This window comes from Acinetobacter sp. OYA S30 (genome assembly GCF_033599315.1).
GTDB classification, from domain to species: Bacteria; Pseudomonadota; Gammaproteobacteria; order Pseudomonadales; family Moraxellaceae; genus Acinetobacter; species Acinetobacter baumannii.
In genome coordinates this window covers 1-21,511 of sequence record NZ_JAWVAV010000025.1, presented here as the reverse complement: position 1 = coordinate 21,511, position 21,511 = coordinate 1, and the positions used below count along the sequence as shown (strand labels likewise).

At 40.3% G+C, this 21,511-nt stretch carries 20 protein-coding genes; 6 read left to right on the top strand and 14 right to left on the bottom strand.

Going from position 1 to position 21,511, the window contains the following annotated elements; genetic code table 11:
* Positions 1 to 241: 241 nt before the first annotated feature.
* The 3 genes from R5R67_RS12785 to xerA form a co-directional block, all read right to left on the bottom strand.
* Positions 242 to 1,174: an electron transfer flavoprotein subunit alpha/FixB family protein gene (locus tag R5R67_RS12785; protein ID WP_000025985.1), complete on the bottom strand. Its 933-nt coding sequence runs from the start codon at positions 1,172 to 1,174 to the stop codon at positions 242 to 244.
* Between the two features lie 17 nt (positions 1,175 to 1,191).
* Complete coding sequence (locus R5R67_RS12780; protein ID WP_000646179.1) at positions 1,192 to 1,941, bottom strand: electron transfer flavoprotein subunit beta/FixA family protein; 750 nt, start codon at positions 1,939 to 1,941, stop codon at positions 1,192 to 1,194.
* A 435-nt stretch (positions 1,942 to 2,376) separates the two neighbouring features.
* Complete coding sequence (gene xerA / locus R5R67_RS12775) at positions 2,377 to 3,264, bottom strand: site-specific tyrosine recombinase/integron integrase (RefSeq protein WP_000266278.1); 888 nt, start codon at positions 3,262 to 3,264, stop codon at positions 2,377 to 2,379.
* Positions 3,265 to 3,425: 161 nt separating this feature from the next.
* On the opposite strand from xerA, the gene R5R67_RS12770 reads away from it, so the two are divergent.
* Complete coding sequence (locus R5R67_RS12770) at positions 3,426 to 4,049, top strand: LysE family translocator (RefSeq protein ID WP_000125207.1); 624 nt, start codon at positions 3,426 to 3,428, stop codon at positions 4,047 to 4,049.
* 87 nt (positions 4,050 to 4,136) lie between these two features.
* On the opposite strand, the gene dapF is transcribed toward R5R67_RS12770, so the two are convergent.
* The 4 genes from dapF to R5R67_RS12750 form a co-directional block, all read right to left on the bottom strand.
* A complete protein-coding gene (dapF, locus tag R5R67_RS12765; protein ID WP_000923480.1) occupies positions 4,137 to 4,982 on the bottom strand; it encodes a diaminopimelate epimerase in 846 nt (281 codons plus the stop codon).
* Between the two features lie 5 nt (positions 4,983 to 4,987).
* Positions 4,988 to 6,238, bottom strand: coding sequence for a diaminopimelate decarboxylase (gene lysA, locus R5R67_RS12760; protein WP_000011142.1), 1,251 nt, complete (start codon positions 6,236 to 6,238; stop codon positions 4,988 to 4,990).
* A gap of 22 nt (positions 6,239 to 6,260) precedes the next feature.
* Positions 6,261 to 6,485 carry an LPS translocon maturation chaperone LptM gene (gene lptM, locus R5R67_RS12755; protein ID WP_001255200.1) on the bottom strand — a complete coding sequence of 75 codons (225 nt, stop codon included), beginning with the start codon at positions 6,483 to 6,485 and terminating at the stop codon, positions 6,261 to 6,263.
* A gap of 140 nt (positions 6,486 to 6,625) precedes the next feature.
* The gene (locus R5R67_RS12750; protein ID WP_000070815.1) at positions 6,626 to 8,032 is read right to left on the bottom strand and encodes an amino acid permease; all 1,407 of its coding nucleotides are present in this window, start codon (positions 8,030 to 8,032) and stop codon (positions 6,626 to 6,628) included.
* Positions 8,033 to 8,521: 489 nt separating this feature from the next.
* Here R5R67_RS12750 and radA point away from each other — a divergent pair, with 489 nt between their 5' ends.
* Both radA and R5R67_RS12740 read left to right on the top strand, forming a co-directional pair.
* Positions 8,522 to 9,910 carry a DNA repair protein RadA gene (radA, locus tag R5R67_RS12745; protein ID WP_000048860.1) on the top strand — a complete coding sequence of 463 codons (1,389 nt, stop codon included), beginning with the start codon at positions 8,522 to 8,524 and terminating at the stop codon, positions 9,908 to 9,910.
* A gap of 82 nt (positions 9,911 to 9,992) precedes the next feature.
* On the top strand, positions 9,993 to 10,973 hold the full coding sequence (locus R5R67_RS12740) for a Tim44-like domain-containing protein (protein WP_318754876.1): 981 nt from the start codon (positions 9,993 to 9,995) through the stop codon (positions 10,971 to 10,973).
* 58 nt (positions 10,974 to 11,031) lie between these two features.
* Here R5R67_RS12740 and epmA read toward each other — a convergent pair whose 3' ends face one another.
* The 5 genes from epmA to R5R67_RS12715 all read right to left on the bottom strand — a co-directional run bounded on the left by epmA (position 11,032) and on the right by R5R67_RS12715 (position 16,965).
* Complete coding sequence (epmA, locus tag R5R67_RS12735; RefSeq protein ID WP_000059544.1) at positions 11,032 to 12,006, bottom strand: EF-P lysine aminoacylase EpmA; 975 nt, start codon at positions 12,004 to 12,006, stop codon at positions 11,032 to 11,034.
* Complete coding sequence (locus R5R67_RS12730; RefSeq protein ID WP_000706074.1) at positions 12,003 to 13,070, bottom strand: 4-phosphoerythronate dehydrogenase; 1,068 nt, start codon at positions 13,068 to 13,070, stop codon at positions 12,003 to 12,005. Before R5R67_RS12730 ends, epmA begins: the two co-directional genes overlap by 4 nt.
* A 104-nt stretch (positions 13,071 to 13,174) precedes the next feature.
* On the bottom strand, positions 13,175 to 13,567 hold the full coding sequence (locus R5R67_RS12725; protein ID WP_000119198.1) for a YkvA family protein: 393 nt from the start codon (positions 13,565 to 13,567) through the stop codon (positions 13,175 to 13,177).
* A 119-nt stretch (positions 13,568 to 13,686) separates the two neighbouring features.
* Positions 13,687 to 14,478 (bottom strand): formate dehydrogenase accessory sulfurtransferase FdhD, encoded by a 792-nt coding sequence (fdhD, locus tag R5R67_RS12720; protein WP_000187625.1) that lies wholly within the window; start codon positions 14,476 to 14,478, stop codon positions 13,687 to 13,689.
* 78 nt (positions 14,479 to 14,556) lie between these two features.
* The gene (locus R5R67_RS12715) at positions 14,557 to 16,965 is read right to left on the bottom strand and encodes an FdhF/YdeP family oxidoreductase (protein ID WP_000370444.1); all 2,409 of its coding nucleotides are present in this window, start codon (positions 16,963 to 16,965) and stop codon (positions 14,557 to 14,559) included.
* Positions 16,966 to 17,359: 394 nt separating this feature from the next.
* On the opposite strand from R5R67_RS12715, the gene R5R67_RS12710 reads away from it, so the two are divergent.
* The gene (locus tag R5R67_RS12710) at positions 17,360 to 18,517 is read left to right on the top strand and encodes a glycerate kinase (protein ID WP_000869493.1); all 1,158 of its coding nucleotides are present in this window, start codon (positions 17,360 to 17,362) and stop codon (positions 18,515 to 18,517) included.
* Here the strand turns inward: R5R67_RS12710 and R5R67_RS12705 are convergent.
* Positions 18,514 to 19,080, bottom strand: a complete 567-nt coding sequence (locus R5R67_RS12705; protein WP_000868732.1) for a TetR/AcrR family transcriptional regulator — start codon at positions 19,078 to 19,080, stop codon at positions 18,514 to 18,516. The two genes, R5R67_RS12710 and R5R67_RS12705, sit on opposite strands and share 4 nt — an antisense overlap.
* Before the next feature lie 122 nt (positions 19,081 to 19,202).
* Here R5R67_RS12705 and R5R67_RS12700 point away from each other — a divergent pair, with 122 nt between their 5' ends.
* Positions 19,203 to 19,985 (top strand): SDR family oxidoreductase, encoded by a 783-nt coding sequence (locus R5R67_RS12700; protein ID WP_318754875.1) that lies wholly within the window; start codon positions 19,203 to 19,205, stop codon positions 19,983 to 19,985.
* Positions 19,986 to 20,022: 37 nt separating this feature from the next.
* Positions 20,023 to 20,628 (top strand): nitroreductase family protein, encoded by a 606-nt coding sequence (locus tag R5R67_RS12695; RefSeq protein WP_001100691.1) that lies wholly within the window; start codon positions 20,023 to 20,025, stop codon positions 20,626 to 20,628.
* Between the two features lie 79 nt (positions 20,629 to 20,707).
* Here R5R67_RS12695 and R5R67_RS12690 read toward each other — a convergent pair whose 3' ends face one another.
* On the bottom strand, positions 20,708 to 21,283 hold the full coding sequence (locus R5R67_RS12690; protein WP_001245306.1) for a TetR/AcrR family transcriptional regulator: 576 nt from the start codon (positions 21,281 to 21,283) through the stop codon (positions 20,708 to 20,710).
* Positions 21,284 to 21,511: the final 228 nt, after the last annotated feature.

Sequence of the window (21,511 nt, the reverse complement as noted above, 5' to 3'; positions counted from 1 at the left end):
CTCTGTAATGTGCGGAATCTACACTGCCAATCTGGTGATATTTGTATAATTTAATTGCATATTATTCTACTCTTTTAGCTGCAATCATTATCTTCATGCCTAATCAAAACTATGTGAATTTTATTTTATAAAAATCAAACATCCAAAGCTTAAATTTTCTAATTTTTACTTCTAACTTCAGACTCTAAAACAAAAAACCCCTAGTTCAAAACTAGGGGTTTTTAACTTTAATCAATAAAGATTAAAGCTTAGATACCAACTCTGGTACTACAGCGTTCAAATCACCAACTAACCAGTAGTCAGCAACGCTGTTGATTGGTGCTTCTTCGTCTTTGTTGATAGCAACAATAACTTTAGAATCTTTCATACCAGCCAAGTGCTGGATCGCACCAGAAATACCTACAGCAATGTAAAGCTCAGGTGCAACGATTTTACCAGTTTGACCAACTTGGAAGTCGTTAGGTACGAAGCCTGCATCAACTGCTGCACGTGAAGCACCTTGTGCTGCACCAAGCTTGTCAGCTAATGGGTCAAGTACTTTGTGGTAGTTCTCACCAGAACCTACACCACGACCACCAGATACAACAATACGAGCAGCTGTTAATTCTGGACGATCAAGTTTAACGATTTCTTCAGATACAAACTTAGAAACACCAGCATCTTTTACTTCGCCAACTGTTTCAACAGCAGCTGAACCACCTTCCGCAGCAACTGGATCAAATGCCGTACCACGAACAGTACCAACAATGATTGCTTCGTCAGATTGAACAGTTGCAATTGCGTTACCAGCGTAGATTGGACGCTTGAATGTGTTAGCCGATTCAACAGAAATAATGTCTGTGATCATGCTTACATCAAGAAGCGCAGCAACACGTGGAAGAATGTTCTTACCAGTAGTTGTAGAAGCAGCTAAAACGTATTTGTAACCTTTAGCCAAGTCAGCAACTAAGCCAGCTACGTTTTCAGCTAATTGGTTTGCATAAGCAGCGTTGTCAGCAAGTAATACTTTGCTCACACCAGCAACTTTAGCAGCAGCGTCAGCAACTGCTTGAGCGCCTGAACCAGCAACTAATACAGTAATATCACCACCGATTTTTTGAGCTGCAGCAACAACGTTTAAAGTAGCACCGTTAAGTGTCTGGTTGTTGTGATCAGCGATAACTAAAATACTCATGATTTTATCCTTCCGTATTAGATCACTTTCGCTTCATTTTTCAATTTTTCAACAAGCTCATCTACAGATTTCACTTGTACACCAGCTTTACGTTCTGCAGGCGCTTCAACTTTAATCGTTTTAAGCTTAGTACCAGCTGTAACACCGTAATCAGCAGGAGATTTAGTATCAAGCGGTTTTTTACGAGCTTTCATGATGTTAGGCAATGCAGCATAACGTGGCTCGTTTAAACGCAAGTCAGTTGTAATGATTGCAGGAAGTGCAAGTTCAACAGTTTGTAAACCACCGTCGATTTCACGAGTCACTTGTACTTTACCGCCATCCACTTTCACTTCAGAAGCAAACGTACCTTGACCAGCGCCTAATAATGCACCAAGCATTTGACCTACTTGGTTAGAGTCATCATCAATTGCTTGTTTGCCAAGAAGGATAAGTTCTGGTTTTTCAGCGTCAACAACACCTTTTAAGATTTTAGCAACTTCTAGAGCGCCAATTTCGTCAGTAGTTTCAACTAAAATACCGCGGTCTGCACCCAAAGCCATTGCAGAACGGATTTGTTCTTGAGCTTCTTTAGGACCAATAGAAACAACAACGATTTCTGATACTGTTCCTTTTTCTTTTAAGCGAACCGCTTCTTCCACTGCGATTTCACAAAATGGGTTAATTGACATTTTAACGTTGGTAAGGTCAACCCCACTATTGTCCGGCTTAACACGAACTTTAACGTTGGCATCAACCACACGTTTTACAGCAACAAGAGCCTTCATGTAATCCTCGGCTGTTCTAGCAAAAGTAAATGTTGAGAAAAGTATATTAACTCTTCGATTAAAATTTTTTAGGTACCCTATCTTGCAATGTGTTTGGCATTTCGGTCAAGTCACAATTTTCTGGAACGGGGCAAAAAAAATGAAATCATCAGTTCATAAAAAAAATTTTATACATATCTAACTCCTATTTTATTCTTTTTAAAGTCTATTTTATACATTGATTTTTATTATCTTTTTATCTTATTTACCTTATTAGTCAGAGGGATAAGACTCTCAAAAATGAGTCAAAATTTATAGTTTTTAGACTATATATGCCGACAAAATGTGCAAAGATCAAAATGGTCAATTGGGTAATTTCATCGATTTCTTTTAAACAAATTTGTAAAAAAATACAAATGATCTCTACATTCTGCTTTTTATTCCAGTTAAAGCGGCTTAATGCTTAGTGGCTCGTGGATGGGCCTGATCGTACACTTGGGCCAAATGATCAAAATCAATATGTGTATAAATTTGAGTAGTCGATAAATTGCTGTGACCTAACATTTCTTGAACTGAGCGTAAATCACCACTACTTGATAACATATGACTAGCAAAACAATGTCGAAGTAAATGTGGGTGTAAGTCGACATTTACACCCGCTCTTTGTGCCTGAAGTTTTACACGCTTTTCAATTTGCCTAGGGGTTAATGCACCGCCTCGCTGTGAAATGAAAACGGAAGCATTTTGGTCAAAATGGCCTTTCCAGATATTATAAATTTTTAGCCAATTCAATAAGCTTTCTTTTGCCTTTTTCCCAAACGGTACAATACGGGTTTTATTTCCTTTACCTGTAATACGAACGAGTTGACGATTAAAATCAATATCTTTAATCGTTAAGCCTTGCAGTTCAGCGAGCCGTAAACCACTTGAGTACAGTAGTTCCAACATGGCTTTATCTCTTAACCAAAGCTGCTGATCAATTGGTTTTTCAGGCATGGGTTGATCTAAAATTTGATTAACCGTTTCTATGTCAATCATGCCCGGTAAAGGTCTAGGCTGACGTTTCAATTTAAAATCGTCAGTAGGATTAATTTCTAGGTATTTGCCCTGTTCAGCCCACTTCATAAACTGACGAATAGAAGTAAGATGACGTTGCATGCTACTTGAACTTAACTGATCTTGCTCAACACGTTGAGCCAAATATTCACGCAAATCTGAAGCTTCAACATTTCTTAAATCAACTTTTTTAAGCTCACAAAACTCAAGGAAGCTTCTAACATCTCGCTCATAAGCGGTAATTGTATGCTCAGACTGGTTTTGAATTTTTCTTTCTTTTAACCACATTGAGAGCAGTTGTAATGCAAAATCCAAATTGCTCTCCATTTATTTGCCCATTTTTTTGAGTGTACCAAAAACTATTTAATCAGGAAAATTTGATATCGCACAGCATAATGAATCCAACTTATATATTACACTTTATACTAAGTATCCGTTGGACTTACACCATGACCGCCATACTCATTCCTTATTTAATTGCCATTACTTTACTTACCCTTACCCCTGGTTTAGATACAACTTTAATTATTCGTACTGCAACACTTGAAGGAAAATCTAAAGCGTTTCAAGCAGCTCTAGGAATTAGTCTTGGCTGTATTGCTTGGGGAATTGTCGTGGCATGCGGTCTAGGTGCCCTACTGATGGCATCCGACTTAGCATTTAATATATTGAAATGGATGGGCGCCGCTTATTTAGCATGGCTGGGTTTAAATATGATTTTAAAACCTCGTAGTCAGCTCGCAGATATACAAGACAATCATTCAAATCGCTCTACTTCAGAGAATTGGTTTATTAAAGGTTTCTTTGGCAACTTACTCAATCCAAAAGTTGGTATTTTTTATATTTCATTTCTTCCCCAGTTCATTCCAGCGCAAGCATCGGCTGTTACTTGGGTAATGGGACTAGTAATGATTCATGTGGTGATTGGCGTGTTATGGTCAAGTCTATTAATTCTGACTATGCAGCCACTTTCACGTTATCTAAAGCAACCCAAGTTTGTAAAATATATGGACCGAATTACGGGCAGTATTTTTGTTCTATTCGCTTTGAAATTGGCGTTGAGTAAAAGGTAATAAAATTAAAAAATTATTGTACATATAAAAGAAAGCCTCTTTTATCACGTTAACTGATGAAAAGAGGCTTCTATTTAGGCCATGCGATTAACCTTGGAAATAACGTAAATCCAAACGTCCATCATATACATGAGTTGTTGGACCAGTCATCCAGACCACATCGCCTTCTTGCCATTCAATTTGTAGCTTACCGCCAGCAAGTTCAACTTCTACAGAGTTCGCAAGTAGACCACGGCGCATGCCACTTACCGCAGCAGCACATGCTCCTGTACCACACGCAAGTGTCTCACCCACACCACGTTCAAATACACGTAAGCGAACATGTTTGTCATCAATCACTTGCATGAAACCAGCATTAACTCGCTCAGGGAAACGTTTATGTGATTCAACTTGCGGGCCAATACCTGCTACATCAGCAGTAAGCACATCTGGAACAATAGTGACCGCGTGTGGGTTACCCATGTTCACAACATCAATACTAATGTTTTGGTCATTTGCCAACTCAAGGGTATATAAAGCTTCAGGTTCATCAGCCACAAATGGAATTTCATTTGGCAGAAACTTTGGGTAACCCATATTTACGCGCACCCAACCATTTTGCCCAAGCTCTGGCTTTACAATACCCGCTTTGGTTTGTACGGTAATGTTGGTTTTATTAGTTAAATGACGTTCGTGGACAAAACGGGCAAAACAACGCACACCATTACCACATTGCTCAACCTCAGAACCATCTGCATTGAAAATACGGTATTTAAAATCAGCTTCGGGTACATCTGGTGGTTCAACAATTAAAAGCTGATCAAACCCCACACCAAAGTGTCGGTCTGCCAAACGTTGAATTGTTGCTGTATCTAAATAAGCTCTTTGGCTAATTAAATCAACTACCATGAAATCATTGCCTAAACCATGCATTTTGGTAAATTCTAATAACATCTCATTTACTCCTCAGGCAATAAACGTTCTTTTTCCCAAAGCGACTCAACCGTTTCACGTTCACGAATTAAATAGCTCTTTTCACCTGATACCATGACTTCTGCTGCACGGCCACGCGTGTTGTAATTTGAGCTCATGACAAAACCATAAGCCCCGGCACCAAGTACAGTCAACAAGTCATTTTCTTGTAATGCGAGTGAGCGGTCTTTACCAATGAAATCACCTGTCTCACAAATTGCACCAACCAAATCCCAAGTTTTTTCTTCGGTATCTGTACGTGGTACAACAGGTTGAATATCCATCCAAGCTTCATATAAAGCAGGACGAATTAAATCATTCATTGCTGCATCAATAATCGCGAAGTTACGATGCGTCGTTGGTTTAAGCAAATCAACTTTGGTTAAAAGTACACCTGCATTTGCACTGATGCTACGACCCGGCTCCATATAGACTTTCAAGCCTAATTTTTCTAAAGCCGGCTTCATAGAGTTTGCATATTCTTCAACACTTGGCGGTATTTCATCTTTATAACAAACCCCTAAACCACCACCGATATCGATATGTTTCAGATTAATGCCTAGTTTTTTCAACTCATCAATCATCACAATGACACGGTCTAAAGCATCAACAAATGGTTTAGTTTCAGTGAGCTGTGAACCAATGTGGCAATCAATACCTACGATTTCAAGGTTAGGTAAAGATGCAGCATATTGATAAGTTTCATAAACTGCATCACTTGGAATACCAAATTTATTTTCTTTTAATCCTGTTGAAATATAAGGATGCGTTTTTGCATCGACATCAGGATTTACACGTAAAGAAATAGGCGCTTTTTTGCCTAGGCGAGCTGCTACTTTTTGAATACGGTCCAACTCTGCATAAGACTCGACATTAAAACAGGCAATACCTACATTTAATGACGTTTCAATATCAGCTTCAGTTTTACCTAAACCTGAAAAAACAATTTTAGAAGCATCGCCACCTGCTTTTAAAACACGTGCTAGCTCACCACCAGACACAATGTCAAAACCCGCACCAAGTTTTGCCAAGACATTAAGAACAGCTATATTTGAGTTTGACTTCACCGCAAAACAGATTTGATGATCAATAAAGTCAAAGGCACGATCCATATCTAAATAATGTTTTTCAAAAGCTGCTTTTGAATAAACATATAACGGTGTGCCAAATTGCTGTGCAAGCTGCTCTAGAGAACATTGCTCTGCATGCAATACTCCATTAATGCGGGTGAAACTCATGAAGGTGTCCTTATTTCAAAGCTTAAGGTGATGTAGTTTGTGATTGAACGGCTGATGATTCGACTGACTGTTCAGCCTGTTCATCTTGTTGCACAACTTGTTTCTGTTCTTTATTACGATAGAGCAAGTATTTTGCACGTTTGTCATAATTTGGATCAGAAGGTAGCTGCAATGCTCCTGACTGACCGCAAGCGCTAAGCAAAATACTGCTGCTCAATAAACTGATGAGGCAAATGACACGACGCATCTGAGCACCTGATTTAAACAATTCGATGCAGTATACCGTGATCAGGCAAGCGGCTAAAGAGTAAACTTGAATAGAAAAACAATATGCATAAAAAACGCCAGCTTTTCAGCCAGCGTTTGATCATAACCAAATAAATTTAATTATTTTTTATGACGTGGTTTATAGAAGAAGAAATAACCAATGATCAAAATAACAAACCAAATTGGGCTGACTTTAAGCGCTTTAAAAGTGTCTGGCTCTAAAGACAATACGTAAATCATACCAATAAAGAAAATAATCGTGATCCAACATGTAAATAAGCCACCCGGCAATTTAAATGTTGATTTGGCATGCAGTTCAGGACGCGTGGTGTAATAACGGATGTAACTCCAGATAATAAGCAACCACACGCAGATGAAGAGAATCGTTGAAAGTGTTGTTGCAAGCGTAAATGCTTCAACTGTATTTGGTACAAAATACTGTAATGCTGCACCTAACAATAAACACGCAGCAGAGAAATACAATGCATTTGCCGGTACCGCACGTCTGTTAAGTTTACCAAAAGCTTTTGGCCCCTGATCTTCACGAGATAAACCAAACAACATACGACTTGTTGAGAATACACCACTGTTCATGGATGACATGACTGATGACAATACCACCAAGTTCATCAAAATCGCGGCTGCCGCTACCCCTGCTTGACTAAACAGGTTTACAAATGGACTGATCGCCGGATCAATTCTGTTCCATGGTGTTACTGACATTACAATGAGTAGCGCCAATACATAGAAAATAATGATACGGATTGGAATTGAGTTAATCGCCTTAGGCAAATTACGCTCAGGGTCTTTAGTTTCCGCAGCTGTTGTTCCTACAAGCTCGACACCCACGAAAGCAAAAATTGCAATCTGGAAACCGGCCAAGAAACCATGCACACCTGTTGGGAAGAAACCACCATTTGCCCAAAGATGAGTAAATGAAGCGACTTCACCTGTAGTAGACGTAAAGCCTGTAAAGATCATCCACAGACCCACTGCAATTAAAATAATAATCGCAAGGATTTTAATAAGTGCAAACCAGAACTCTAATTCACCAAACAATCGAACTGTTAATAAGTTCAATCCCATAATGAACACAATCGCGGCAACACTAATCATTGCGCCTTCAACAGGCGAGAAAGGTAAGCCATTATTGAAGAACTGTAAGTAATAAATAATTGCAGACAGATCGGCGATACCAATCGTGATCCAACACAACCAGTAGGTCCAACCCACGAAGTAACCAGCCCATGGGCCAATTAAATCGGTAGAAAAATCAATAAATGATTTATAGGTTAAATTTGACAGAAGAAGTTCGCCAAGCGCACGCATGACAAAAAACACCATCAAACCAATAATCATATAAATAAATAAGATAGAAGGTCCGGCAAGACTAATTGTTTTACCTGAACCCATAAATAATCCGGTACCGATGGCACCACCAATCGCGATCAGCTGTAAATGCCGATTAGAGAGACTACGATGGAGCTCACCTTGTTCATGAGGGTCGCTCAGATTTTGATTCGACATTTTATGAATACACTCCAGTAATTTTTTTAGTCCGTTAGCTAAAATCAAATCAAAAAGACGATATCGCACCATTTGCAGGTATCTTTTAAATGTATATTTTTTGACAACTTTTCAGCTAACCAATTTTTGTCTGTATTGCTGATAATTTCAAGATACATACAATTAAATCCGATAATACGCACAAGAACCTAGCAATACAACGCACTTTTCAGTCTAAAATTAAGACTTGAACCACTTTGATTTTTAAATTAAAAAGCCATATCAATTGATCAACTTTTTAACTACCAATTCCCTCTCGAGCTTCTAATACTTTCTCGAAATTTGACTGACTACTACGTTATCTCTCTATTTTTAAAACATGACATTTACTCTTTAATTTTGCTCACCGAAGCTTAAGCAAAATGTATTCCATATCGATTAAGTTCTCTATTGGGCTTTTTGCTATACTCTGCTTTTAATGATTATGAAGTTATCTCACTGAAGTCGAATATGAGCAAAGTCAAAACCGTTTACCGTTGCGAGCAATGTGGTGCCGATCATCTAAAATGGGCAGGTCAATGTTCAGAGTGTGGTGAATGGAATTGTCTTAATGAAGTCAAACTAGAACCCACCACTGCTCATCGTGCACGTCCTAAAGTTGGGGGTTATGCGGGTCAAGTCGCCAATATTACAACGCTTAATAAAGTCTCTGTTTCTCATGAAACCCGTTTACCAACAGGTATTAGCGAATTTGACCGTGTGCTTGGTGGTGGCTTGGTGACAGGTTCTGTAGTACTCATTGGTGGTGACCCGGGTATTGGTAAATCGACCATTCTTTTACAAACAGCAACTCACATGGCAAGTGCAAAAAGTTCTGCACTTTATATTACGGGTGAGGAATCGCTGTCACAGGTTGCCTTACGCGCCCAACGCCTTGACCTACCAACAGACCAGTTAAAAGTCATGGCTGAAACTTGTGTCGAACGCATTTGTGAAGTTTTAGAACAAGAACGTCCTGTTGTCGCAATCTTGGACTCTATCCAAACGCTTTACACAGAAACGCTTCAATCTGCGCCGGGTGGGGTTTCACAAATTCGTGAATCTGCTGCGTTATTAACCCGTTATGCAAAAAATAGTGGCACAGCGCTATTTATTGTTGGTCACGTGACCAAAGAAGGTGCATTGGCAGGTCCTCGTGTTTTAGAACACATGGTGGACTGCGTACTTTACTTTGAAGGTCAATCAGACTCACGTTATCGAATGATTCGTGCAGTGAAAAACCGTTTTGGTGCAGTCAATGAGCTTGGCGTATTTGGCATGACCGATAAAGGCTTACGTGAAGTGGCTAACCCTTCTGCTATCTTTTTAAGTCGTTATGACGAAGCCATTCCCGGTTCAATTGTCATGATCAGCCGTGAAGGAACTCGCCCGCTTTTAGTTGAAGTTCAGGCTTTAGTCGATGATGCTCAAGGACAACCAAGACGTGTTGCACTTGGTCTTGAACAAAACCGTTTAAACATGCTGCTTGCTGTTATGCATCGTCATGGTGGTGTACAAACCACCGGACAAGATGTGTATGTCAATATTGTAGGTGGTTTAAAAATTACCGAAACAGGTTCGGACTTGGCTGTTTTACTTGCATGTGCTTCGAGTTTACGAACAAAAGCCTTACCTCAGCAGCTTGCAGTTTTTGGTGAAGTTGGGCTCTCAGGTGAAATCCGCCCTGTACCTAATGGTCAGGAACGTTTAAAAGAAGCAGCAAAACATGGGTTTAAATACGTCATTTTACCAAGAGGTAATGCCCCGCAAAAAGCAATTCCGGGCGTACAAGTGATTGCTGTTGCCCGCTTGCATGAAGCCTTGACTGAGGCGATGCAACTCAGTGATGAATTGACATAAAAAAACATACTTTTAAGGTTGAAATTTAGAGTAAATACCTGCATAAATACTACTACAAATTAACTTTAAACAGGAATTTCCTATGGAAGTACACCAGCGTGGCTTGATTACCGGTATTTTAATGGCTGCTTTAGCAATTTCTCCGCTTGCTGAAGCTAAACGTGCAGGTGGTGGTAAAAGCCATGGTATGGCACGTTCTACTACTTCAAGCCAGTCTTATCAACAACCTCGTCAAGTGACTCCAGTTCAACAACCTGCTACTACAGCACCTCAGAGATCTGGTCCGGGTGTTGGTTCAATGGTTGCCGCTGGTGTGGCTGGTGCTGCCGTAGGTGCTGTTGCAGCAAATGCTTTAGCAGATGACAAATCAACATCAGCTGAACACCAAGTAACTCAACCTGGTAATGAACAAGCTGTTCAAGCCCAAGAAGAGAAAAAAGGTGGTATTCCTGGCTGGCTTTGGGTATTACTTGCAGCCGCTGTAGCTTTCTTTGTATTCCGTAAATTGGGATCAAAAAAAAAATTAGCAGCTAATAACCCTTATGCACCAAATAATGGCGGTCAAAACCCATTTGGCCGCTCGGCAGCTCCAACCAATACAGGTGACAATACCAATATCTTTGGTCAATCTGTAGGTGGTGGTGCAGCAACACAAGCTCCTTTTGGTAGCGCAACGACGAATAGTGGTAACCAATTACCAGATGGTAGTGAGCCTGCTTCTTTCTTACGTGTTGCCCGTCAGCGTTTTAACCATATTCAGTCAATCAATAGTGCAAGTAACATTGAAGAAATTCGTCGTTACTTAACCCCTGAACTTTACAACTCTATGTATAACGACATCATGGAGAACCAAGATCAGGACGTTGCTGAGTTTAGTAACTTAAATGCAATGGTTGTAGACAGTGCGACTGAAAATGGTCAATACATTGTGAGCGTACGTTTCACAGGTACAGTAAGTGAAGATTTAAACAGCTTGCCACAGCCATTTACTGAAATCTGGCACTTTGTAAAACCTGTTGGTTTACAGCAAGATTGGGTTGTTGCAGGTATTCAACAAGCCTAACTTAAATAAGTTCTAAATAAAAAAGCCACATTATTGTGGCTTTTTTATTTCGTTGTTTTCAGGCAATTTCGGCTGGAAAAGCAATGACTTTTTCAATTTTAAGTTGATCGGTTGCAACCATGAGTAATCGATCAATTCCCAAAGCAATGCCTGAGCATTCTGGCATATGAGGCAATGCTGCTAACAAGTGCTCATCTAATGGCATGATATGAAGTCCTTGTTTAGCTCGCTCTGCATTATCTGCTTCAAAGCGAGAACGCAACACGTCTGAATCGAGCAATTCATCGTAAGCATTGGCTAGCTCTAAGCCTTCGATATAAACCTCAAAACGCGCTGCAACCTCTTCCCCATCTTCATCTAATTTCACTTTCGCTAAAGATGCCATTTCTGGTGGAAAGTCAGTTAAAAAGACAGGTGCATCAAACCCTAAACTTGGTTCAACAAAATGAGAAAACAACAAATCCATATAAGCTAAACGGTCATCGCCCAAGTCGAGATTTAACCCAACACGATTTGCTGTGTCTTTAAGTTGCTTCAAAGTCGCTTGCAACGGGTTAATATCTAAACGGTCCTGAAAAGCATGCTTATAACTTAAAATAAATGGACGAACTTCGCCAAAACGATGCTGTAAACAGGTTTGTAATAAATCGGCTGTTTCGTGCATTAACGCTTTTAAGTCCAGACCCGGACGGTACCATTCAAGCATGGTAAATTCACTGTTGTGCTTGCGCCCGTGCTCATCGTCTCGGAAAACCTTACAGATTTGATAAATCGGTCCGCTGCCACTTGCCAGTAAACGTTTCATGGCAAATTCAGGCGAAGTCTGTAAATACTGAGTCTGCAATTTGCCATTGATATGACGTAAAGCCTGAACTGAGGCTAAATGTACGTCAGTCACACCTGCTTGTGAAACCACGGGTGTTTCAACTTCCATGACACCACGTTCTGCAAAAAACTGACGGATTTGAGTATAAAGCTTGGCACGAGCCTTTAAAGCATCAATTGAACAAGTAGGTTGATAACTTAAACTCATGCCTGTGGTCCCCCGTGAGCTGCCCATTCACGGCGCAGCGGATAATTCTTACGTAATAAATCAAATGCTTTTTGCTCTACCTTGCCCTCTTTAACACAGGCACGGATGTTGGCATCATCTTGCGCAATATCATAAATTTGAGATAGTTTTTGCTTGAGCACTGCTTTTAAATCATGTCCTGAAAAATAGTCTTCACATGCAGGCAACTGGGTTTCGAAACGCTTATTAATGTCATATCCAAATTTTTGACAAAACGCCTCATAAATCATTTGAGTACCACGAGCTTTTCCTTCCAAGCTATAACCTGCAATATGCGGTGTCGCCAAAGCCAACATATTTAAAAGCTCTTCAGATATCACTGGCTCATGCTCAAATACATCGAGTACCACTTTACGCTGGGTACATTGAATGTCTTCGATTAAAGCGGCTTCTTTTAGGACCGGACCGCGTGCACTATTAATTAAAATCGTGTTCGGTTGAAGCGCTGCAAAAGCTTTTTCGTCAAACAGATGATATGTCGCATGTTCGCCTTTTTTGGTCAGCGGCACATGAATTGAAACTGCATTGGCTTGTTGCAACAAGGCTTGAAAGCTTACATTTTCAATTGAATCTAACTGTACATAGGGGTCGAAGCCAATCACTTTCCAACCAAGCAACTGAGCCATATAGGCCAAGCGCTTACCGACATTGCCAAGACCCACAATACCTAGCGTAAATTTTTCTTGTTGTTCTAAAAGGCTAGCATCTAAATGCAGTAAAGCTGTAATCACATATTCAGCAACCGCCTGTGCATTACAACCTGCGGCATTGGCCCATGTAATGCCATGCTTTTCTAAAGCTTGAATATCTAAATGATCGGTCCCGATTGTGGCACTACCCACATATTTTAGGGCGGTATTTTGAATTAAACTTTCATTTACTGCGGTGACTGAACGGACCAATAAAGCTTCAGCATCTTGTACGTCTGTATGCGTTAAGGTGCGCCCTGCTTTATGTTGAATATCGCCAAACTCTGAAAAAAAGTAATCGGTAAACGCCAAATTTTCATCTGCGACGATTTTCATGGTCTGCAACCCATAGCTTATAAAAACGTTATTATCCTTTGAGTTGTGGCAAAGTACAATGTTAAGGGTATTAAATTAGTACAGGGTTTCAAGACTCAGTTCACTTACAAACCACCGCCAAAATAAAAGTAAGCCATCACGGCAAGTGTGAGCCAAATTAAAATAATAAGTACGGCAACCAAATAGTTTTTTGGCCGCTTTTCATGTTCATCTAGCCATTCTTTAGCTTGTTGTTCAGCATCAAAAATGACTTGCTGAGGCGTAAAACGAACTGCTAACCAAATGAGTATGGGTAAAATAACCGCATCATCAATAAAGCCTAAAATAGGAATAAAGTCTGGAATTAAGTCGATTGGACTAAACGCATAAGCCACCGCTACCACAGCAATAATTTTGGGTAACCACGGCATTTGAGGATGCCTTGAGGCAAACCAAAGCATAATAATTTGTTTTTTTAGACGTTTTGCCCATTCTTTTATTGATTGTACCCAAGACATTTGGACAGACTCTGAACCTTTAGAATTTTATAATAATCTATAAAAACTAACCTTAGCTTAAAAGTGAAAGGAATATCGAATGAACCCAGCCCTAATTCCTTCACATTAAAAGATATATTTTATATTTCCGTATATAAAACAAATCCATCGCCCCTACAAAAGCTTGCCAAAGACAGGCCAGATTGCTTGGCTAACTGAATGGCCATACTGGTAGGCGCTGAAATTGAAGCAAGCAAGCTAATATTGAGCTGAGCACATTTTCGTATCAGTTCATAACTTGCCCGACTGGTCATCACCACAAAACCTAAACTGGTGTCGTAGTTTTCTTGCGCTAAATAACCGAGCAATTTGTCTAAGGCATTATGGCGGCCAACATCTTCAAATAAAGCCACGATTTGACCGTCAACTACCCACGCTGCGGCATGCGCCCCACCCGTTAAAGCAGTAATTTCTTGTTGAGTTTTTAAATGGGAAATAGCACTCGGAATTTGCTCAAGCCATATTTTTGATGCATGCGTTGTAATTTTTGGCACGTCTAACTGAAACTGCTCTAAGCTTTCAATTCCACATAAACCGCAGCCTGTACGGCCTACCATCATACGGCGATGTTCCTTTAGGGCGGCGAATGCTCTTGATGAAATGGTCATTTCCACCGTAATGCCTAATTCATTTTGATGCACCTCAAGGGCATAGAGCTCTTTTAAGCCAGTTAAAATTCCTTCCGAAAGACTAAAACCTTTGGCAAATAAATCGACATCAGTCGGTGTCGCCATCATCACCGCATGCGAAATACCGTTATATACCAAGGCAATTGGGTACTCTTGCACAATATGATCTAAGACATTTTCAGATTCGGTTTTGTTAAACCGCTGTACTGGCAATGTTTCAACCCCATAAGCATGTGGTGTCAAAATTATTTCCTTTATTTCAAAATGGCGCTTGTTTAGAGCGCCTTTTGCTTAAATTTCATTTTAAAAAATCAGATTCACTTAAAGACTACTAACTTTCTTATTGGCATCTTCAGGGTCAACGGCTGTTGCCAAGTTAAAATGCTCTGGCGCATTTCCGGGATGTAAAATCACAGGAACACTTTTAGAAGCCGGAATCTTGGCATATTTATCATGACTGCTTAAGGCCACCAAAGGATTGGTTTCCGGATAATAAGCCGCTAAGCTGCCTCGTGGAATGTTGTACGGCACAATACGGAAACTATGCACAATGCGCTTCACACCATCCGAGAAAACACTTTCAATATCGACCCACTGATTTGCTTCAAAGCCCGCTTCATCAATATCGGCTTGATTCATAAACAACACACGGCGCTGACCAAAAACCCCACGGTAACGGTCATCCAGACCATATAAAGTGGTGTTGTATTGGTCGTGAGATCGGGTGGTCATTAAGGTATAAACCTTACTTTCGGTATATGCGGCAGCGTACTGATTTTCTTTATCCGCATAGACTTCTTCAAGTGGCGTAATCAGGAATTGCGCTTTACCACTCTTTGTATTCCAGATGTGCTGATTAGCTGGATGTTCTAAATGGAAACCGCCGGGTTTATAAACGCGTAAATTAAAATCATGGAATTCATCAAACACATCGGCAATTGAGTCACGAATGCGGTCATAGCTTTCAATGTACCATTTCCATTTAATCTGACTCTCTGGCAGCACGGTCTCAGCCATTCTTGCCACAATATCGGGTTCAGACAAAATATTTTTAGAAATTGGAGTATTACGCCCTGCAGACAAGTGGACATTACTCATTGAGTCTTCAACTGTAATAGCTTGTGGTCCATGAAGCTGCTCATCAATTTCGGTACGGCCTAAACATGGCAAAATAAGCGCATCTTTACCACACACCAAATGGCTACGATTTAACTTGGTTGCCACATGTACGGTTAAATTACATTTTCTAAGCGCTTCTTGTGTATAAGCGGTGTCAGGTGTTGCAACGGCAAAATTTCCGCCCAAACCAATAAAGACTTTGATATCACCTTCGGCCATGGCTTTAATGGTTTCAACCACACCATATCCATTTTTTCTTGGTGATTTAATACCAAACACACGGTCAATATTATCGAGAAGTTTCGGGCTTGGGAGTTCATTAATGCCCATAGTGCGGTCGCCTTGCACGTTACTGTGCCCGCGAACCGGACAAAGCCCTGCACCCGGTCTGCCAATTTGACCACGCGCCAACAATAAATTTGCCAGCATATGTACGTTAGCAGTTCCGTGACGATGCTGGGTAATCCCCATTCCCCAACAGAAAATTGAACGCTCTGACTCTAAAAAGAGTTTAGCCAGTTTTTCTAAATGTTCAGGTGACAGACCTGAGTGCTTATAAAGATCTGCCCACTCCGTTCTTTCTACCTCCGCAATCATTTCGTCGAAACCAACGGTATTGACTGCAATAAAGTTTCGGTCAAAAACGCTTGGTTTACCTGATGCAAGGGCCTTTTTATCCCACTCATGTAAGTGCTTTAAAATACCTAACATCAGTGCATAGTCGCCGCCAATTTTAGGTTGGAAATAATAGCGGCTAATTGGTGTACTGCCATTGGTCATCATTTCAAGCGGTGCTTGCGGATCTTGGAAACGTTCGAGACCTCGCTCTTTAATAGGGTTAATCGCAATAATGTTGCCACCGCGTTTAGACACTTCACGCAAAGTACCTAACATACGTGGATGGTTGGTTCCCGGGTTATGCCCAAAACTAAAAATGGCGTCGGCTAAATCAAAATCTTCTAGGGTGACTGTACCCTTTCCTAAACCAATCGAGTCGAGCAAACCCACACTTGTGGTTTCATGGCACATGTTTGAACAGTCTGGAAAGTTATTTGTACCAAAGCTTCGTACAAATAACTGATATAAAAATGCTGCTTCGTTACTGGCACGGCCAGAGGTATAAAATGCCGCTTGGTCTGGATGGTCTAGCGCATGTAAATGTTGAGCGATGAGCTTAAAGGCATCGTCCCATGAAATAGGCACATATTTATCGGTTGCAGCATCATAACGAACTGGGTCGGTTAAGCGGCCTAGGTCTTCTAGGAAAAAGTCACTTTGTTCTGATAGCCAACTAACGGTATGCCCTGCAAAATATTCGGGAGTGACGGTTTTACTGGTTGCTTCAAAAGCAACCGCCTTTGCACCATTTTCACAGAAGTTAAAGGCATGAGCATCTTTCTTTTCAGGCCATGCACAACCGGGACAGTCAAAACCTGTAGGCTGGTTAATGTTGAGTAAGGTAATTGAACCTTTACCTAAAATATCTTGTCGCTTTAAGTTACGAGCAACACTTAGCAGTGCGCCCCACCCGCCAGCAGGATGAGTATATGGCTCAATTCGCGCAAAACCGTTATTTTCCTGTATGTGCTTTTGTTCTTCTGAATTATCCACTTTTTCATCCTCTTATCTTTTTTACACTCAACAGGCTCAGTGAAATCACAATTTAATTATGGTTTTATCAAAGCTACCCGCTGTTTACCGATGAGTAGAGTCCACTTTTTATATTATTGCCACTATGCTAAAAGCCGGCTCAACCGTTCTTATAATATGTGCCATATTCTTTACAATTACAATAATTCAAGCCAACCACATTATTTGCATAAAAACATATAAAACAAAGAGTTAAATAGATATTAATTCTATCTTTTACAGATAAAAACATTATTAGGTTTCATTTTTAACAGACTGAAAGCTTTTTAAAATTGACACTTACACGACTTTATCTATGTTTTTTTCGCATTAAGCAGTATAAAACAATTAAAAATTTATCTGCATTAGAGCATTTATGAAGGTTGTGATCGCCCCTGATTCATTTAAAGATAGCTTATCGGCTTTAAAGGTAGCTCAAGCCATTGCCCAAGGATGGCAAGCAGTATTTCCTCATGCAGAAACGATTTTGTGCCCAATAGCCGATGGCGGCGAAGGAACCATTGAAGCTGTTTTAGAAGTCTGCGATGGTCAATGGCGTGAAAAAACTGTAGTCGGGCCATTAGGTCAGCCTGTTCAGGCCAAATGGGGTTGGTTAGAAAAACAAAAAATTGCCATGATTGAAATGGCTCAAGCGAGTGGCATACAGTTAGTTCCACCGTCTGAGCGTGATGCCTGCCAAAGCACAACATTTGGAACAGGCCAGCTCATTTTGGAGGCTTTAGACGCGGGCGCAAAAGACATTATTTTAACTGTGGGCGGCAGCGCCACCAACGATGGCGGCACAGGCTTACTTAGTGCTTTGGGCGCAGTTTTACTCGATGCTAACCAAAACGTTTTACCCGCGGGTGGCCTTGCCCTTAGCCACCTATCCAAAGTTGATTTAACACATTTCGACTCACGTATTCAGCACACACGGTTTTTACTGGCTGCCGATGTGACCAATCCACTTTGTGGCCCAAACGGCGCATCACATATTTTTGGTCCACAAAAAGGTGCTTCTCCTGCTCAAGTACAGTTACTCGATGCAGCCCTTGCCCATTTTGCCGATGTCACGGCACAACTTTTAGGTTTCGACAAACGAAATGAAGCGGGTTCTGGTGCCGCTGGTGGTTTGGGTTTTGCCGCCAAAAGTTATTTAAATGCAGACTTTAAAGCTGGAGTTAAAGTTGTGGCTGAACTGAATCAGCTTGAGCATAAAATTTCTAATGCAGATTGGGTGATTACGGGTGAAGGTAAATTTGACCAACAAACCTTAAGTGGTAAAACTGTTTTTGGGGTAAGCCAAATTGCCAAAGCCCACAATGTTCCGGTCATTGTGATTGCAGGAACTTTAGGTGAAGACTACCAAGCACTTTATGAGCACGGTGTAAGCGCTGCTTTTTCACTAGCCAATGGCCCCATCACCCTAGAACACGCCTGCGAACATGCAGCAGAACTCATTTATGAGCGAACAGTGGATATTGCGAGATTAATTCAGTTTAGCCAAACCAACTTAAAAGATAAAAAAACTTAATCGGTTAATTTTAAAAGACTCTCTCTACAGCTCTCCAAGATTTCATCGCTAAGGTTTGATTGGTCTGGGCATGCACGAGACAATGCAATTGCCCCTACTGACTGAGCAAGAATATTAATAGCTTGCTTTCTCAGCTCTTCTGTTTCTAAAGAAACTTGTTTTGCGCGTTCATTCATAATGAACTCAATAAGCTGCTCAATGCCCTCTTCAAACTCGACTTTTACTTCGTCGGGCTGTCTTGCGGCATCACAAGATAGCGCTGTTAAGGTACAGCCCTGATCACGGTTGTCCCGATGTGTACGAGACACATACATTTGAATAAATTGGGTTAAGTTTAAACCTTCTATTCTTTTTAAAACCTGCTCAAGACCATATTTGGCAGTAATAGTAACAAGGTCTGTTTTCGAGCTGAAATGTTTATAAAACCCACCATGAGTAAAGCCTGCGCTAGACATTAACTCGGCAATACCTACCCCGTCGTAACCTTTGCTACGAAACAGTTGAGTCGCCTTTTCAACAATTTTATCTCGGTTTTCTTTTACCTGAGTTTTACTGACTTTCATGTTGGTGCGCTCACTTTTATTCACCTTGCTCGTCATTATTATACATTGATTATGATTGACATCAAAACCTGTATATTTTAGATTATTATCATCATCTAAAAATTAAAGCGTGGAGACATCACATGTCAGTTCAATCAAAAGTACTTATTACAGGGGCCTCGTCAGGAATTGGTTCTGTTTATGCAGATCGATTTGCTCAACGTAGCTATCACTTAATCTTGGTGGCACGAGACACCAACCGTTTAGATAAAATTTCAAAAGACCTTCAAGAAAAATACGGCGTACAGCTGGAGTTCATTCAAGCCGATTTATCAAATGATCAAGATATTTTCAAAATTGAAGATGTACTCAAAAACGATGCTGATATTGAAATTTTGGTAAATAACGCTGGAATTGCCCTTAACGGAAACTTTTTAACTCAAGATCGTAATGAGATTGAAAAACTTCTGACTTTAAATATGACTGCGGTGGTACGGTTGTCTCATGCAATGTCGCAATCCCTTATACGCAAAGGTAAAGGCGCCATTATTAATTTAGGCTCTGTGCTTGGCTTAGCGCCTGAATTTGGTTCTACCATTTATGGCGCAAGTAAATCTTTCATCCAATTTTTTAGCCAAGGCTTACATTTAGAGCTAAAAGATCATGGCGTGCATGTTCAAGCGGTATTGCCTTCTGCCACTAAAACCGAAATTTGGGAACGTTCAGGTATAGATTTAAGCCAAGTTCCGCCATTAATGGATGTCAATGATTTGGTCGATGCAGCCCTGATTGGTTTTGATCGTAAAGAAACAATTACAATTCCTGTGCTGAAAGATGAAAATCAATGGAATAATTTTGAAAAATCGCGTATGACATTATTACCAAACTTCTCTTCGGCTGAAGTAGCCCAACGTTATAAAAACTAACGACTACGGCTACCCAACTCTCAAGTAGGAAAATCTTATGAATGTTATTGATGCTCTCCGCAAACGCCGTGCAGTTAAACGCTTCGACCCTGCTTTTCAACTCTCTGAAGATGACAAAAAGCAGTTATTACAAGAAGTTTTAGCAAATGCACCAAGCGCTTTTAACTTGCAGCATTGGCGTCCAGTCATTGTTGAAGATGCAGAGTTAAGACAAAAAATTCGCGCGATTGCTTGGGACCAACCACAAGTAACAGAGTCATCATTACTGATTGTGTTATGTGCCAAAGTAAATACATGGGAAGTTGACGCTAAACGTGTATGGGATGGAGCGTCTCCAGAAGTTCAAGATATTATGGTTGGTGCAATCGACCAGTATTACCGTGACCGCCCACAAACCCAACGTGATGAAGTGATGCGTAGTGCGGGCATCTTTGCTCAAACCCTTATGTTACTTGCTCAAGAGCATGGTTTAGATAGCTGTCCAATGGATGGTTTTGACTTTGATGCAATGGCAAAGCTTATTAACTTACCTGAAGATCACGTGGTGTGTTTAATGATTGCGGTTGGTAAAGCAGCTTCAGAACCTTATCCACGCGTGGGTAAACTTCCTTACGATGACGTCATTATCAAAAATACATTCTAAGTTGTAATTCAAATTTTAGGCTTTCATTCTATTTGTTGTTTTTATCATAAATAGATGAAAGCCTTTAATATGGCATTAATTATAAAATTGACTTTGACTCGGTTATAAACTGCCCCAAAAAGCAATTTAATAATCTCTCCCTTTCATCTACCCCACCAGAGCTTAAAAGCTGAATGATTGTGCCCTCCACCATATATAAAAATAGTTTGGCATCATTAAATGAAGCATCAGATTTAAGCATTCTAAGCTGGCTATAAATTTCATTTTTTAGCCATGTTCGATACCGTACCGCGGTTTGATAAGCGTTGGGATAGCTATTTTTAATCTCAAAAATGGCTTTAAATAATAAGTAATACGGCCCTTCTACATCGGTATGTAGAAAGTAAAGCTTTTTGAGTTTATCTATTGCGGAGGTACTTAAGTCATACTCAATCATTGCGACCACTTGTTCTTGGAGTTTTTCTTTTTGCACCATCAGACAGATTTCAATAAGCCGCTCTTTAGAGTGAAAATAATTATAAAAAGTGGCTTTCGTAACTTCTGATTCTTTCACTAATCTGTCGACGCCAACAAGGTGAAAACCACGGTGATGGAACAGATCAATTGCTTTATTTACAACATATAAGGCACGTGTTGGGAGAACTAAATTTCGCATAATTTTACCGTTATAAATTCTTGTTGTTTGTAAATGAGATACTTTTTTGGGAGAAAAAAAGGCACAGCAAAGCCTATAAAGACTGTGCTTGGCACATCTCACGTTTTATTGTTGCTAAGTTTTTGGTTGTGACGATTTAAAGCCTGAAAAGCCTAATGGCCCTCAAACTGTTTTAAAGTTTATGTGGTGTCGTTATAGCTTTTGGCAAAGGCTGCCAAGAAATAATGG